The 14,305-nt window shown below is 61.9% G+C and carries 13 protein-coding genes; 7 read left to right on the top strand and 6 right to left on the bottom strand.

The genetic code is table 11. The annotated features are described in order from the left end of the window. Nucleotides 1-25 precede the first annotated feature (25 nt). Together ACIPL0_RS24915 and ACIPL0_RS24910 are read left to right on the top strand one after the other, a co-directional pair. The gene (locus ACIPL0_RS24915; protein ID WP_400600488.1) at nucleotides 26-2,341 is read left to right on the top strand and encodes a fimbria/pilus outer membrane usher protein; all 2,316 of its coding nucleotides are present in this window, start codon (nucleotides 26-28) and stop codon (nucleotides 2,339-2,341) included. A gap of 19 nt (nucleotides 2,342-2,360) precedes the next feature. Further along, nucleotides 2,361-3,338: a spore coat protein U domain-containing protein gene (locus ACIPL0_RS24910; protein ID WP_400600407.1), complete on the top strand. Its 978-nt coding sequence runs from the start codon at nucleotides 2,361-2,363 to the stop codon at nucleotides 3,336-3,338. Nucleotides 3,339-3,497: 159 nt separating this feature from the next. Here ACIPL0_RS24910 and ACIPL0_RS24905 read toward each other — a convergent pair whose 3' ends face one another. From ACIPL0_RS24905 to ACIPL0_RS24895, 3 genes are all read right to left on the bottom strand, one after another. Then, complete coding sequence (locus ACIPL0_RS24905) at nucleotides 3,498-4,397, bottom strand: acyltransferase (RefSeq protein WP_400600409.1); 900 nt, start codon at nucleotides 4,395-4,397, stop codon at nucleotides 3,498-3,500. A 94-nt stretch (nucleotides 4,398-4,491) separates the two neighbouring features. Beyond that, the gene (gene pta / locus ACIPL0_RS24900; protein WP_400600411.1) at nucleotides 4,492-6,585 is read right to left on the bottom strand and encodes a phosphate acetyltransferase; all 2,094 of its coding nucleotides are present in this window, start codon (nucleotides 6,583-6,585) and stop codon (nucleotides 4,492-4,494) included. 94 nt (nucleotides 6,586-6,679) lie between these two features. Continuing rightward, nucleotides 6,680-6,919, bottom strand: a complete 240-nt coding sequence (locus ACIPL0_RS24895) for a DUF3565 domain-containing protein (RefSeq protein ID WP_400600413.1) — start codon at nucleotides 6,917-6,919, stop codon at nucleotides 6,680-6,682. Nucleotides 6,920-7,011: 92 nt separating this feature from the next. On the opposite strand from ACIPL0_RS24895, the gene ACIPL0_RS24890 reads away from it, so the two are divergent. The 3 genes from ACIPL0_RS24890 (at nucleotide 7,012) to ACIPL0_RS24880 (ending at nucleotide 9,474) form a co-directional block, all read left to right on the top strand. Beyond that, complete coding sequence (locus tag ACIPL0_RS24890) at nucleotides 7,012-7,497, top strand: peptidylprolyl isomerase (protein WP_400600415.1); 486 nt, start codon at nucleotides 7,012-7,014, stop codon at nucleotides 7,495-7,497. Nucleotides 7,498-7,626: 129 nt separating this feature from the next. Next, nucleotides 7,627-8,109, top strand: coding sequence for a glutathione peroxidase (locus ACIPL0_RS24885; protein ID WP_400600417.1), 483 nt, complete (start codon nucleotides 7,627-7,629; stop codon nucleotides 8,107-8,109). 261 nt (nucleotides 8,110-8,370) lie between these two features. Continuing rightward, nucleotides 8,371-9,474 carry an NADH:flavin oxidoreductase gene (locus ACIPL0_RS24880; protein WP_400600419.1) on the top strand — a complete coding sequence of 368 codons (1,104 nt, stop codon included), beginning with the start codon at nucleotides 8,371-8,373 and terminating at the stop codon, nucleotides 9,472-9,474. Between the two features lie 144 nt (nucleotides 9,475-9,618). On the opposite strand, the gene ACIPL0_RS24875 is transcribed toward ACIPL0_RS24880, so the two are convergent. The 3 genes from ACIPL0_RS24875 to cysZ form a co-directional block, all read right to left on the bottom strand. Then, nucleotides 9,619-10,785: a glycosyltransferase family 4 protein gene (locus tag ACIPL0_RS24875; protein ID WP_400600420.1), complete on the bottom strand. Its 1,167-nt coding sequence runs from the start codon at nucleotides 10,783-10,785 to the stop codon at nucleotides 9,619-9,621. A 155-nt stretch (nucleotides 10,786-10,940) separates the two neighbouring features. Continuing rightward, entirely contained in the window at nucleotides 10,941-11,291 is a 351-nt protein-coding gene (locus ACIPL0_RS24870) for a hypothetical protein (RefSeq protein ID WP_400600422.1), read from the bottom strand. A 138-nt stretch (nucleotides 11,292-11,429) separates the two neighbouring features. Further along, entirely contained in the window at nucleotides 11,430-12,182 is a 753-nt protein-coding gene (gene cysZ / locus ACIPL0_RS24865; protein ID WP_400600424.1) for a sulfate transporter CysZ, read from the bottom strand. A 273-nt stretch (nucleotides 12,183-12,455) separates the two neighbouring features. Here cysZ and ACIPL0_RS24860 point away from each other — a divergent pair, with 273 nt between their 5' ends. Next, nucleotides 12,456-13,055, top strand: a complete 600-nt coding sequence (locus ACIPL0_RS24860; RefSeq protein ID WP_400600426.1) for a peroxiredoxin — start codon at nucleotides 12,456-12,458, stop codon at nucleotides 13,053-13,055. Between the two features lie 161 nt (nucleotides 13,056-13,216). Then, nucleotides 13,217-14,179: a thioredoxin-disulfide reductase gene (gene trxB, locus ACIPL0_RS24855; protein WP_400600428.1), complete on the top strand. Its 963-nt coding sequence runs from the start codon at nucleotides 13,217-13,219 to the stop codon at nucleotides 14,177-14,179. Nucleotides 14,180-14,305 lie beyond the last annotated feature (126 nt).

Below are 14,305 nucleotides of genomic sequence, written 5' to 3'. Positions count from 1 at the left end.
TCGTGGTATCCAGCGTCTGTCAGGGATGGCCATAGGTTGCTGTTGGTGGGTGTTCATGCCGCTGGCGGCGGCCGGTGAGCTGCCGCCACCGCCCTCGGGATTCGAGGCGATTCCCGATGCGCAGCTGTATCTGGAACTGGTGGTCAATCACATGAATACCGGAAAAGTCGTGGCTGTCGATCAGCGCGCCGGGCAGCTGTTCATGCCTGCGGCCGATCTGCAGGCGGTCGGTGTGAAGCTGCCCGCCGGCACCGCTGCCAGTCTGGCGCTGGACAGCGTGACCGGCCTGCACAGTGAATACGATGCCCAGGGCCAGCGCCTGTTGATCGACGTGCCGCCGACCTGGCTGCCGGCGCAATGGCTCGGCAACCGTCAGGCCTACCCGCGCACCCAGGCGATGACCAGCTTTGGCGCGCTGCTCAACTACGACCTGTACCTCAACGACACCGATAACAGCGGCACCTATCTGGCGGCGTGGAACGAGGCGCGGCTGTTCGACAGTTGGGGCACGCTGTCCAGCACCGGGCAATACCGTCGTAGCTACGGCGCGGCGGCGGGCAGCGGCGTCAACGACGGTTTCCGTCGCTACGACACCACCTGGCGCTACTCCGACGACGAGCGCCTGCTGACCTACGAAGCCGGTGACGTGATCAGCGGTGCGCTGCCATGGAGCAGTTCGGTGCGGTTGGGCGGTGTGCAGATCTCCCGGGACTTTGGTGTGCGGCCTGACCTGGTGACCTACCCGCTGCCGCAGTTCGCCGGCGAGGCCGCCGTGCCTTCGTCGGTGGACCTGTTCATCAACGGTTTCAAGTCCTCCAGCGATAACGTCCAGCCCGGTCCGTACACCCTGACCAACATTCCGTTCATCAACGGCGCGGGCGAGGCGGTGGTGGTGACCACCGACGTGCTCGGTCGCCAGGTGTCGACCAGCGTGCCGTTCTACGTGACCAGCAACCTGCTGCAAAAAGGCCTGACCGATTTTTCGGTGAGCGCCGGCAACCTGCGCCGCGACTACACCCGACGAGATTTCGGCTACGGCCAGGGCGTGACGTCGGGCAGTCTGCGTTACGGCGTGAGCGACAGTTTCACCCTCGAAAGCCACGCCGAAGCGGCCAGCGACCTGACCCTTGGTGGACTTGGCGGCAACCTGCGTCTGGGCCAGTTCGGCGTACTCAACAGCGCGATCAGCCAGAGCCGCTTCGACGGTCGTCAGGGCCGTCAGACCAGCCTCGGGTATCAGTACAACAGCCAGCGTTACAGCCTGTCCTATCAGCGCCTTGAGCGGCACGATCAGTACGCCGACCTGACGGTGGTCGACAGCCCCTTCGTCAGCCTGAGCAAGCGCAGCCAGCAACTGACCGCCAGCCTGAACCTGAACAGTTGGGGCAGCCTGGGCGCCGGGTATTTCGACATCCGCGCCGCCGACGATTCGCGCACGCAACTGCTCAACCTGACCTGGAGCCGCACCTTGTGGGGCGGCAGCAGCTTTTATCTGTCGGCCAACCGCGAAATCGGCGATAGCAATTGGGCGGTGCAGGCGCAGGTGGTGATTCCCTTTGACCTGGGCGGCAGCCTGAGCATGAGCGTGGAGCGCGATCAGGCCGGCAAGAATCGCGAGCGGGTCAACTACAGTCGGGCGGTGCCGACTCAGGGCGGGGTGGGTTACAACCTCGGCTATGCCCATGGTCAGGGTGCGGATTATCGTCAGGCCGACCTGACCTGGCGCTTGCAGTCGGTGCAGTTGCAGGCCGGTGTTTACGGCAGCAGCGACGCCGAAACCCGCTGGGCCGACGCCAGTGGCTCACTGGTGTGGATGGACCGGCAAGTGTTCGCCGCCAACCGTATCGACGACGCCTTTGTGGTCATCAGCACCGATGGCTTCGGCAATGTTCCGGTGCGCTACGAAAACCAGCCGGTGGGCAACACTGACAAGAACGGCCACCTGCTGGTGCCGTGGAGCAGCGCCTACTACCGCGGCAAGTACGAAATCGACCCGCTGAACCTGCCGTCGAACATCCAGAGCCCGAACGTCGAGCAGCGCGTTGCCGTGCGCCGGGGCAGCGGTTACCTGCTGGAGTTTCCGTTGAAGCGCATCGTCGCCGCCAGCGTCGCGCTGGTCGATGCGCAGAACACGCCGCTGACGCTGGGTTCGCAAGTCGTCCATGAGCAGACTGGCGCCACGGCGGTGGTCGGCTGGGACGGGCTGGTCTACCTGGAAAACCTGGCGGCGCAAAACAGCCTGAACGTGACATTGGCCGATGGCAGTACCTGCCATGTGCAGTTCGCCATGGACGAATCGGCCGAGCAGGTGCCGTTGATCGGTCCGCTGGTGTGTCGATGACGAACACAGGAGATGCCGTGTGAAGGGATGCTGCCGGGGGTTACTGCTGCTGATCTGCCTGTTGGCATCGCAGGCCCATGCCTTGTGTACCACGGCGGCGACCACGGCGGCCGGTTTCGGCGCGGTCAGTTCGGTGCTGGTACGTACCACGTTGCAATCCACGTCCACGGGCAATGCCGGCCTGAGCTGCACGGGTTCGCTGCTGTCGTTGCTGACCACCAATGACCATATCTGGGCCACGGTGACCGCGAGTGGTTCGACCACCGGCATGGTCGGGCCCACGGGCGATGTCATCAGCTACAACCTGTACGCCACCAACACCTTCAACTCGACCTACCTGATCACCCGTGGCACGGCGTACGACTTTGCCCGTAACGGCATCATCGATGCCCTCGGCCTGCTTGGCAGCATCACGCCAAAGACGGTGCCGATCTGGGTCAACACGATCATCGGCAGCAATGTGGCGGCGGGTACGTACACCGAGACCCTGAGCATTTTCTGGAACTGGAACTATTGCTCGGGCATCGGCGCACTGGGTGCCTGCCTGGGACGTGATATCAACAGCGGCACCGTCACGCTGACGGTGAGCATGACGGTCAACAACGACTGCACGATTACTGCGCCGAACATCAGTTTCGGCGGCGTGCCGGTGGTCAGCGCGTTCAGCACGATCAGTCAGACAGTGAATATTTCCTGCACCAAGGGCAGTGCCTACACCGTTGGCCTGGATGCCGGCAAATACTCCAGCGGTGGGCGGCGGCGGATGCAGTCCGGGACCAACTACCTGGCCTACGACATCTTCAAAAGCGCCGGAACCACGGTGTGGGGCAGCGTCGGCGCAGCACGGCGCTCCAGCAGCGATGCTGAGATCAACCCCGGCAATGGCACGGGAACCGGCAGCCAGGTGTTCAACTACAACGCCAAGGTCTACACCGACCAGACCACCCCGCCGGCGGGGACATACCTGGACAACGTGATTCTGGATGTAGGGTTTTGAGCGACTGCCACGCTGCGCGGAATCACGTGAATGTGTGGGAGCGAATTCATTCGCGATTGGCCAGTTCAGTCGACGGCGATGTATCAGCCGTAACATCGCATCGCGAATGAATTCGCTCCCACAAAGTGCAGCCAGTTCAAGACGTCAGAAATGCGCATTTCATCCCGGATACTGCTCATGCATCCGCTGCAACAGCGCATCCTTGTCTTCCCACAGCCGGTTGATCCACTGCTGGAATTCCAGGCGATAGGCGTCGTCCTGGTCATAGCTCTTGCCGATGAACTGCGGCGGAATCTGCACTTCCTCGAAATGCGCCACCACCTCGCGCACCCGCCCGCAGAGCAGGTCCCAGTAGCCGGGGCGGCCTGCCGGGTAGTGGATGGTCACGTTGACGATCGACTGCAATTGCTCACCCATGGCGTCCAGCACGAAGGCGATGCCACCGGCCTTGGGCTTGAGCAGGTAACGGAACGGCGACGCCTGTTGCGCATGTTTGCCCGGGGTGAAACGGGTGCCTTCGGCGAAGTTGAAAATACCCACCGGGTTGTTGCGGAATTTCGCGCAGGTTTTCCGCGTGGTCTCCAGGTCCTTGCCTTTTTTCTCCGGGTGTTTTTCCAGATACGCCTTGCTGTAGCGCTTCATGAACGGGAAGCCCAGCGCCCACCACGCCAGACCGATCACCGGCACCCAGATCAATTCCTGCTTGAGGAAGAACTTCAGCGGGCGAATGCGCCGGTTGAGCACGTATTGCAGAACCATGATGTCGACCCAGCTCTGGTGGTTGCTGGTCACCAGGTACGAGTGCTGATAGTCCAGGCCTTCCAGCCCGCTCAGGTGCCAGCGGGTGTGGCCGAGCAGGTTCATCCAGGCGTTGTTGTTGCTGATCCACGCCTCATGGATGTGGCTCATCAGCCAGTCGGTGACTTTTTGCGCCGCCGGGAAGGGCAGGCACAGTTTGAAGATCGCCACGATGAACAGCGGCGTGCAACAGACAATCGTGTTGAGCGCCAACAGCAGCGAGGCGATGACGCCGCGCAAGGGGGCGGGCAGAAAATCCATGGTATTACGGGCTCCAGAAGTGAAACGGCCGCCGATGCATGCCCGGCGGCTTTATTGTGAGTGGCGGATATTGCAGTGCGACGCGTGCCCCGTGTTATTGGGGCAATGTGGCCGCCTGAATCGCGGTGAGGGCGATGGTGTAGACGATGTCGTCGACCTGCGCACCGCGTGGCAGATCGTTCACCGGCTTGCGCAGGCCTTGCAGCATTGGCCCGAGGCTGACGCAGTCGGCACTGCGCTGCACCGCCTTGTAGGTGGTGTTGCCGGTGTTCAGGTCAGGGAACACGAACACGTTGGCACGGCCGGCGACCTGGCTGTCCGGCGCCAGTTGCCGGGCGACGTTCTCGTTGGCGGCGGCGTCGTACTGCAGCGGGCCGTCGATCAACAGCTCACGGCGGGTTTCCCGCGCCAGCAGCGTTGCTTCGCGGACCTTCTCGACCTCTTCGCCGCTGGCCGAATTGCCGCTGGAATAGCTGATCATCGCCACCCGTGGCGACAGGCCGAACGCTACCGACGAGTCGGCGCTCTGCACGGCGATTTCCGCCAGCTCGGCGGCGCTCGGGTGCGGGTTCATGATGCAGTCGCCGTAGACCAGCACCTGTTCCGGGAACAGCATGAAGAACACCGACGACACCAGCGTGCAGCCCGGCGCGGTCTTGATCAGTTGCAGGGCCGGGCGGATGGTGTTGGCGGTGGAATGCACCAGCCCGGAGACCAGCCCGTCGACCTCGTCCAGTGCCAGCATCATGGTGCCGACCACCACCGGGTCTTCCAGCTGCTGTTCGGCCATAGGCGCATTGAGGCTCTTGCTCTTGCGCAGTTCGACCATCGGCGCCACGTACTGCTGGCGGATCAGCTCCGGGTCGATGATTTCCAGCCCCGGCGGCAATTCGATGCCTTGGGCACGGGCCACGGCTTGCACGTCGTCCGGCTTGGCCAGCAGCACACAGCGGGCGATGCCACGGGCCTGACAGATCGCCGCCGCCTGCACGGTCAGCGGCTCGGCGCCTTCCGGCAGCACGATGCGTTTGTTCGCCGCTTGGGCGCGCTGGATCAACTGATAACGGAACACCGCCGGCGACAGGCGCATTTCCCGCGGCGTACCGCAACGCTGGTGCAGCCAGTTGGCGTCGAGGTGGCTGGCAACGAAATCGGTGATGATCTCCGCGCGCTCGCGGTCGTCGATCGGGATTTCCTTGTTCAACTGATTGAGCTGGTTGGCGGTGTCGTACGAGCCTGTGCTCACCGACAACACCGGCAGACCGGCCTGCAGGGCGCCACGGCAGAGGTCCATGATGCGCGGGTCGGGCAGGGTGTCGCTGGTCAGCAGCAGGCCGGCCAGCGGCACGCCGTTGAGGGTCGCCAAGCTCACCGCGAGGATGATGTCGTCACGGTCGCCGGGGGTCACCACCAGCACGCCCGGCTTGAGCAGTTGCAGGGTGTTGAGCACGGTGCGCGCGCAGATGATGATCTTCGACATGCGCCGCTGTTCGTAATCGCCGGCGTTGATCACCTGGGCGCCGAGCAGTTCGGCGACGTCACGGGTGCGCGGGGCGTTCAGATCGGCCTGGAACGGAATACAGCCGAGCAGGCGGAAGTCGCCACTGCGCAGCAACGGCGAATGTTCTTTCAGACGTGCCGAAAAGGCTTCCATGCTTTCGTCGGTGCGCACCTTGTTGAGGATCACGCCGAGCACTTTCGGGTCCTTCGGCCCGCCGAACATCTGCGCCTGCAATTCGACGCGGCCGGACAGTTCGGTCAGTACTTCGTTTTCCGGTGCCGAGACCAGAATCACCTCGGCGTCCAGCGCCTTGGCCATGTGCAGGTTGACCCGCGCGGCGTAACTGGCGCTGCGGGTCGGCACCATGCCTTCGACGATCAGCACGTCGCGACCGACGGCCGCTTCCTGGTACAGATTGATGATTTCTTCGAGCAGCTCGTCCAGCTGGCCTTCGCCGAGCATGCGCTCGACATGGGCCAGGGCCAGCGGCTTGGGTGGCTTGAGGCCGTGGGTGCGGGCGATCAGTTCGGTCGAGCGCTCAGGCCCCAGATCACCCGGATGCGGCTGGGCAATCGGTTTGAAGAAGCCGACTTTGAGTCCGGCGCGCTCCAGGGTTCTCACCAGCCCCAGGCTGATGGACGTCAGACCCACACCGAAATCAGTGGGCGCGATAAAGAAAGTCTGCATGCGGGCTTCTCGACAGTAAGCAATGCAAGGGTCGTGGCATCAGCGATCAGGCCAGTGGACCGAAAAGAGACGGACGCTGTTCAGTCGCAGCGTCTCAACGGGGCACAAGATTATCGTTATCCGCCCCCTGTGCGCACCAGCCGCAGCGAAAGGACCGGCCTATTTTTTCCTGACGCTTTTCGGCGTCCAGCACCCAGGCCCGCAACTGCCACGGCGGCTGGTGGCGCAGGTGTTGGGTATGGCCGCAGGCAAGCTCGACAATCCAGTGGCCATCCTCGTCCTGGCGGAAGCCTGTGATGGTGGTGTCGCTGCCGGTTAATTCGGGGTCGCGCAATCGGGGCCGTCCGTCTGAGTTGCGTTCGCTTTCGCGCGAGGGCTTGGTTAGACTTGTTCGCTCATATCTCTATTTGCAAAAGGTCTTGCCCCATGCCGATCGCCGCCAACAAGGCTGTCTCCATTGACTATACCCTGACCAATGACGCTGGTGAGGTCATCGACAGTTCGTCCGGCGGCGCGCCGCTGGTTTACCTGCAAGGCGCAGGTAACATCATCCCGGGTCTGGAGAAGGCTCTGGAAGGCAAGGACGTCGGCGACGAGCTGAAAGTCTCCATCGAGCCGGAAGACGCCTACGGCGAATACTCGGCCGAGCTGGTCAGCACCCTGAACCGCAGCATGTTCGAAGGTGTCGACGAACTGGAAGTCGGCATGCAGTTCCACGCTTCGGCGCCGGACGGCCAGATGCAGATCGTCACCATCCGTGATCTGGACGGCGACGACGTGACTGTCGACGGCAACCACCCGCTGGCCGGTCAGCGCCTGAATTTCCAGGTCAAGATCGTTGCCGTGCGTGATGCCAGCCAGGAAGAAATCGCCCACGGTCACGTGCATGGCGAAGGTGGCCATCACCACTGATTTGTCCTGCTAAGCTCAAGTTAGCTGGCCAGGCGTCCTCCCGGGTTCTGCGAAAGCCTTGTGCTCTCGCAGCCTGACAGGGCGCCTTTTTCTGTCGATGGTTTTGTTTTGTGAGCAGGGGAGTTCGTCATGAGTATATTTCACGACCTGAAATTAAAAGCTCTGGATGGCCAGGAACTGCCTCTCGCGCCGTTGAAGGGCAAAGTGGTTCTGGTGGTCAACGTGGCTTCCAAATGTGGCCTCACGCCGCAGTACGCTGCGCTGGAAAACCTCTATCAGAAGTACAAGGACCGGGGCTTCAGTGTTCTGGGGCTGCCCTGCAATCAGTTCGCCGGACAGGAACCCGGCACTCAGGAAGAGATCCAGTCGTTCTGCTCGCTGAACTACGGCGTGACCTTTCCGCTGGGCGACAAACTGGAAGTCAACGGCCCTCACCGTCACCGTCTGTATCAGATGCTGGCGGGCGAAGGTGCCGAGTTTCCTGGCGACATCACCTGGAACTTCGAAAAATTTCTCGTCGGTCAGGACGGTCGTGTTCTGGCACGTTTCTCGCCACGCACCACGCCGGATGACCCTGCCGTGATCCAGGCGATCGAAAAGGCGCTGCACTGATTTCACGAACGTCATAGCCGGCTTGCCGGGCGCGTGACCTGAGGGAGCCCTACTCGCGAAGGCGTCCGGCCAGACACTGCGATATCGGCTGACATGACGCTTTCGCGAGCAGGGCTCCCTCCCACAAGTGTTTATCGTCATCAGGTTCCGCCGCTCCCTTCTTTACCTTAATCACTCAAATCAATAGTGCTTTGCACTGCGCCTTCTTCGCGGCATTCTGTATTACTTCCGTAATATTTACTGACAGCCGAGGACTTCTGCATGCCCGTCAAAGCCTTGTTCAAACCCTTCCATCTGGGCAGCCTGGAGTTGCCGACCCGCGTGGTGATGGCGCCGATGACCCGCTCTTTCTCGCCCGGTGGCGTGCCGAACGACAACGTCGTCGAGTACTACCGTCGCCGTGCCGCGGCGGGTGTGGGCCTGATCATCACCGAAGGCACCACCGTCGGCCATAAAGCCTCCAACGGTTATCCCCACGTGCCGCAGTTCTTCGGTGACGACGCACTGGCTGGCTGGAAAAAAGTGGTGGATGCGGTTCACGCCGAAGGCGGCAAGATCGTTCCGCAACTCTGGCATGTGGGCGCGGTGCGTCGCTTGGGTACAGAGCCGGATGGCAGCGTGCCGGCATACGGCCCGACCGAGAAACTCAAGGACGGTAATGTCGTCGTTCACGGCATGAGCAAGCAGGACATCGCCGAAGTCATCGAAGCTTTCGCCCAGGCCGCCCGCGATGCCAAGGCGATCGGCATGGACGGCGTGGAGATCCACGGCGCTCACGGTTACATCGTCGACCAGTTCTTCTGGGAAGGGACCAACCAGCGCACCGATGAATACGGCGGCGACCTGGCCCAGCGTTCGCGTTTCGCCATCGAGCTGATCCAGGCGGTGCGTGCGGCCGTCGGCCCGGACTTCCCGATCATCTTCCGTTACTCGCAGTGGAAACAGCAGGATTACACCGCGCGTCTGGTGCAGACCCCGGAAGCGCTGGAGGCATTCCTCAAACCGCTGGCGGATGCCGGTGTGGATATCTTCCACTGCTCGACACGACGTTTCTGGGAGCCGGAGTTTGAAGGTTCCGACCTCAATCTGGCCGGCTGGACGCGCAAACTCACTGGCAAACCGACCATCACCGTTGGCAGCGTCGGCTTGGACGGCGAATTCCTGCAATTCATGGTCAAGACCGACAAGGTTGCGCAGCCGGCGAGCCTGGAAAACCTGCTCAAACGCCTGGGCAACGACGAGTTCGATCTGGTGGCCGTGGGCCGTGCCTTGCTGGTCGACCCGGACTGGGCAGTGAAAGTGCGCGACGGTCGCGAAGAAGACATCCTGCCATTCAGCCGGGATGCCTTGGGCAAGCTGGAATAAGCCGCAACGCCGTGGCGGTCGGTTCCACACCTGTAGGAGCCGGCTTGCTGGCGAACCCGGCGGGTCAGCAACGTTGCTGTTGACTGATGCCGCGCATTCGCCAGCAAGCCGGCTCCCACAATGGTTGCCTGCCGTCCTGCCGACTCACATCCCCAACACAATCCCGTCCCGAGTCTGGCTGGCCGCGCGCAAGTGGGTTTCAAAGGCTTCGATAATCCCTGACCAACCCTGCCGGCTGGCATGCTGACGCGCATTCAGACGCACGCGGCGCAAGGTCTCGTTGTCCTCCAGCATCCAGCGTGCGGCATCGACGAACCCTTCCTCATCCCCCGGCATCGCCACCGCGCCATTGTGACCGTGGCGAATATGCTGCGCCGCTGCCGCTTCGTCATAGGCGACGACACCCAATCCCGATGCCAGCGCTTCCAGCACCACATTGCCGAAGGTTTCGGTCAGGCTGGGAAACAGAAACAGATCGCCCGAAGCGTAATGAGTCGCCAACGCCTCGCCCCGTTGCGCGCCGCAGAACACGGCGTCCGGCATTTGCTGTTCCAGCGCCGGGCGCACCGGGCCGTCGCCGACAATGACCAGCTTCAACTTTTTCTGTGGATAAGCCGCCACCAGCGCGTCGAAGCTGGTTTTCAGCAAGCCGAGATTCTTCTCCGGCGCCAGCCGCCCGACATGCAGCACGGCAATGTCATCCGGTTCCAGGCCCCAGCTTTCGCGAAGAAAGGCCGAGCGCTTCGAAGGATGAAACAGCTGGCAGTCCACGCCGCGAGACAGCAACTCCAGCCGCTCGAAACCGCGTCGTTCCAGCTCGGTCTTCTGGCTGACGCTCGGCACCAGCGTGGCGCTGGAGCGATTGTGGAACCAGCGCAGATACGACGTCAGCAGACGACTGATAAAGCCCAGCCCGTACTGCCGCGTGTATTGCTGAAAATTGGTGTGAAAGCCGCTGACAATGGCGATACCCAGACGCCGCGCCGCCCGCAACGCCGATAGCCCCAGCGGACCTTCGGTGGCGATATACAGCACATCCGGGCGCTGCCGCTGCCAGCGGCGCAACAGCTTGTGCATCGACGACTGCCCCCACTGCAACCCCGGATACCCCGGAATCGGCCAGCCCCGGCACAGCATCAGATCATCCCCGACAGCCCGCCATTCATCGTCATTCTGCCGAGGCCGGATCACCTCCACCCGATGCCCGCGCAAACGCAGACCGTCGCACAAACGACTCAGCGTGTTGGCCACGCCGTTGATCTCGGGTGCGTAGGTTTCGGTGATCAGGGTGATATGCAGGGCTTTGCTCATGACCGCCAGTTTCAAAGGCCTGCGTTGCGCTTGTGTGGCGGTTGGGTGATGGATTTGTGACGGGTGAAAGTTGCTGGAGAGTTCGTGCACCCACTCCTCAAACCGACAGAGTGGGCCCACGCAAGCCTGCTACGTACACGCAACCGATCCGATGATTACTTGTACAGATGCATCACGGTGGCAATTATGTTTGCAGCCCCTCTCACGGAGGGGGCGTTGGTCACGCGGTGCTCGTCGGCGAAAGACCAGGGCCGAGTGAACAGGCCACGGCCTTCCCAGTCGGTGATGAAGTCGATTTCTTCATTGTCCAGAATGAGCTGCACGGTCAGGTCGGTCAGACTTTCCGAGCTGATGACGACGCGGCTTTCCAGGTTGTCGAGGGCGTTCAAGTAGACCGCGTCGGGATCGATGTTCCAGTCCTGGAGTTCGCGTGTCAGCAGTGGCAGTACCGCTTCGCGAATTGCGGCGCGGCCGCTTTGATCAACGAGTTTTGCAGAAGTGTCCATGTCAGGGTTCCTGTGTTCATCTTCATGCCCATCCGGGCGTCCTGCCGGGATTTCAAAAGCATGGAGAGATACGACAGGGCCTATTTAAAAGCCCTGCCGAACAGGCTTGTGCATAAATAAATGTTGCGACAGAAGAAATCACACGGTCGCCGGATGGCTCTCCGCGCCCTGTTCACGCACCCAGAACAACGTCGCCCCGGCCACCGCCGCCGGCATCATCAGGATGTTGACCACCGGAATCAGCAGCACCAGGTAAACGCTGCCGCCGAAGCTCATGCTCTGCCAGCGCTTCTGGCGCAGCCAGGCGAGCATGTCTTGCCAGCTCATCTTGTGGTTGTCCGCCGGGTAGTCGATGTACTGGATCGCCATCATCCACACGCCGAACAGCAGCCACAGCGGTGCGGCCACCAGGTTGACCACCGGAATCCACGACAGGATGAACAGGCCGATGGCCCGTGGCAGGAAGTAGCCCAGTTTGCGCATCTCGCGGCTGAAGGTGCGCGGCACCATTGCAACCAGTTCGCCCCAGCTGAACTCGGGGAAATCGTCGCGGCCACGGACCACCACTTCGACTTTTTCCGCAAGGAAGCCGTTGAACGGTGCGGCGATGACGTTGGCGATCATGGTGAAGGTGAAGAACACCATCAGCGCTACAAGCACCACGAACAGCGGCCAGAGGATGTAATTGAGGAAGCTCAGCCACTCGGGCAGGGTCGGCATGAACGAGTCGACCCACAGGCTGAATTCGTGACCGGCGAAATAGATCAGGCCGCCGAACAGCAGCAGGTTGATCGCCAGCGGCAGCAGCACGAACAGGCGCAGACCGGGGCTGAGGATCAGTTTCAGGCCTTCGCGCAGGTATTGCGGGCCGGACAGAGCGGGTGCAGGCATGAGGGCCTCCAGACGTTGAAAACGGGCCGACCTTACCGGCTTTGCCCACGACGCGGAAGCGGGAACGGCGCCGTGACATTCGCCGAAACAATCTGGCGGGGGTAAAGTCTATCGACAGTATGGACGCAGGCGTCTACCGCGCAGCCTGTCGGAATAGGGATGGTCTATGAGCTGGATTGTGAAACGATATTTCCTTAATCTCTGCCGCCCCGATAAGCTTGCGGGCAACTTTTAGACCTCTTCCCATTCACTGTGAACCTCCAAGGAGTTTTGATGAGCGTTCTGGTAAACAAACAGGCCCCTGATTTCAACGCAGCGGCCGTCCTGGGTGACGGTTCGATCGTCGACAGCTTCCAGCTGTCTTCCCTGCGCGGCAAATACGTCGTGCTGTTCTTCTGGCCACTGGACTTCACGTTCGTGTGCCCGTCGGAAATCATTGCCCACGACAACCGTGTCGCCAAATTCCGCGACCTGGGCGTCGAAGTGGTTGGCGTCTCCGTCGACTCGCACTTCACCCACGCTGCATGGCGCAACACCCCGGTTGAAAAGGGCGGCATCGGCCAGGTTCAGTTCACCATGGTTGCCGACATCAAGCACGAAATCACCCGCGCCTACGGCATCGAACACGAAGACGGCGTTGCGCTGCGCGGTTCGTTCCTGATCGACAAGGCTGGCGTGGTTCAGGCCCAAGTGGTCAACAACCTGCCGCTGGGCCGTGACGTTGACGAGATGGTCCGTCTGGTCGAAGCCCTGCAGTTCACCGAAGAGCACGGTGAAGTCTGCCCGGCTGGCTGGCGTCCAGGCCAGAAAGGCATGAAGGCTGACGCTGCTGGCGTTGCCGACTACCTGGCTGAAAACGCCAAGAGCCTGTAACACCCTTGCTGCGACCGCGGTCGCAGCATCCCGTTTTCAGGATGGGCGAGCGAGCCTTCCCCAAGTGTTCTTCGCCGATCCTTTTTATCTGTACCGGTGCGCCGGTTAGCAAACAGTAACTCCGACCACGCGTCACGTTGGCCGGTCGATAGGAGTGTCACATGTCCGATGTACGTCATTCCCGAGTGATTATTCTCGGCTCCGGCCCTGCCGGTTACAGCGCCGCGGTCTATGCGGCTCGCGCCAACCTCAAGCCACTGCTGATCACCGGCATGCAGGCCGGCGGTCAACTGACCACCACCACCGAAGTCGACAACTGGCCGGGCGACCCCCATGGCCTGACCGGCCCGGTGCTGATGGAGCGCATGCGCGAACACGCAGAGCGTTTTGAAACCGAGATCATTTTCGACCACATCAATGCTGTCGATCTGGCCGGCAAACCGTTCAGCCTCAAAGGCGACAACGGCACCTACACCTGCGACGCGCTGATCATCGCCACCGGCGCCAGCGCTCGTTACCTGGGTCTGCCGTCCGAAGAAGCGTTCATGGGCAAGGGCGTTTCGGCCTGCGCGACCTGCGACGGTTTCTTCTACCGCAACAAGCCGGTTGCCGTGATCGGCGGTGGCAACACCGCTGTCGAAGAGGCGCTGTACCTGGCCAACATCGCCAGCAAAGTGACCCTAGTTCACCGTCGCGATACCTTCCGTGCCGAGAAGATCCTGATCGACAAGCTGCATGCGCGGGTTGCCGAAGGCAAGATCGAGCTCAGGCTCAACGCCACGCTGGATGAAGTGCTGGGCGACGACATGGGCGTCACCGGTGCGCGTCTGAAGCACAACGACGGCGCTTCGTCGGAGCTGAAAGTTGACGGCGTGTTCATCGCCATCGGCCACACCCCGAACACCTCGCTGTTCGAAGGCCAGCTGGCGCTGAAAGACGGCTACATGGTCGTCAACGGTGGTCGTGAAGGCAATGCGACCGCTACCAGCGTCGAAGGCGTCTTCGCGGCGGGCGACGTGGCTGACCACGTTTACCGTCAGGCGATCACCTCCGCCGGTGCCGGCTGTATGGCCGCTCTGGACGTCGAGCGTTACCTGGACGGCCTGGCGAACGCTTCGTTCTGATCAGTGCCTGAAACGAAAAAACCGGCTCAATGAGCCGGTTTTTTTGTGTCTGCGCAAAGCGAATGGCGAATGTTATCTCCTGTGGGAGCGAATTCATTCGCGAAAGATATTCCAGTCGACACTTAT

Origin of the sequence: Pseudomonas sp. NPDC090208, assembly GCF_044746785.1 — a bacterium.
GTDB lineage: Bacteria > Pseudomonadota > Gammaproteobacteria > Pseudomonadales > Pseudomonadaceae > Aquipseudomonas.
Note: the sequence above shows the minus strand (reverse complement) of the source record. Positions and strands in the feature narration are given on the sequence as shown.

Coding starts and splice junctions, on each gene's coding strand:
- ACIPL0_RS24880 (WP_400600419.1), top strand. CDS start 8,371: ATGCCCGTCAAAGCCTTGTTCAAACCCTTCCATCTGGGCAGCCTGGAG.
- ACIPL0_RS24915 (WP_400600488.1), top strand. CDS start 26: ATGGCCATAGGTTGCTGTTGGTGGGTGTTCATGCCGCTGGCGGCGGCC.
- ACIPL0_RS24890 (WP_400600415.1), top strand. CDS start 7,012: ATGCCGATCGCCGCCAACAAGGCTGTCTCCATTGACTATACCCTGACC.
- ACIPL0_RS24905 (WP_400600409.1), bottom strand. CDS start 4,397: ATGGATTTTCTGCCCGCCCCCTTGCGCGGCGTCATCGCCTCGCTGCTG.
- ACIPL0_RS24885 (WP_400600417.1), top strand. CDS start 7,627: ATGAGTATATTTCACGACCTGAAATTAAAAGCTCTGGATGGCCAGGAA.
- ACIPL0_RS24875 (WP_400600420.1), bottom strand. CDS start 10,785: ATGAGCAAAGCCCTGCATATCACCCTGATCACCGAAACCTACGCACCC.
- ACIPL0_RS24870 (WP_400600422.1), bottom strand. CDS start 11,291: ATGGACACTTCTGCAAAACTCGTTGATCAAAGCGGCCGCGCCGCAATT.
- cysZ (WP_400600424.1), bottom strand. CDS start 12,182: ATGCCTGCACCCGCTCTGTCCGGCCCGCAATACCTGCGCGAAGGCCTG.
- pta (WP_400600411.1), bottom strand. CDS start 6,585: ATGCAGACTTTCTTTATCGCGCCCACTGATTTCGGTGTGGGTCTGACG.
- trxB (WP_400600428.1), top strand. CDS start 13,217: ATGTCCGATGTACGTCATTCCCGAGTGATTATTCTCGGCTCCGGCCCT.
- ACIPL0_RS24860 (WP_400600426.1), top strand. CDS start 12,456: ATGAGCGTTCTGGTAAACAAACAGGCCCCTGATTTCAACGCAGCGGCC.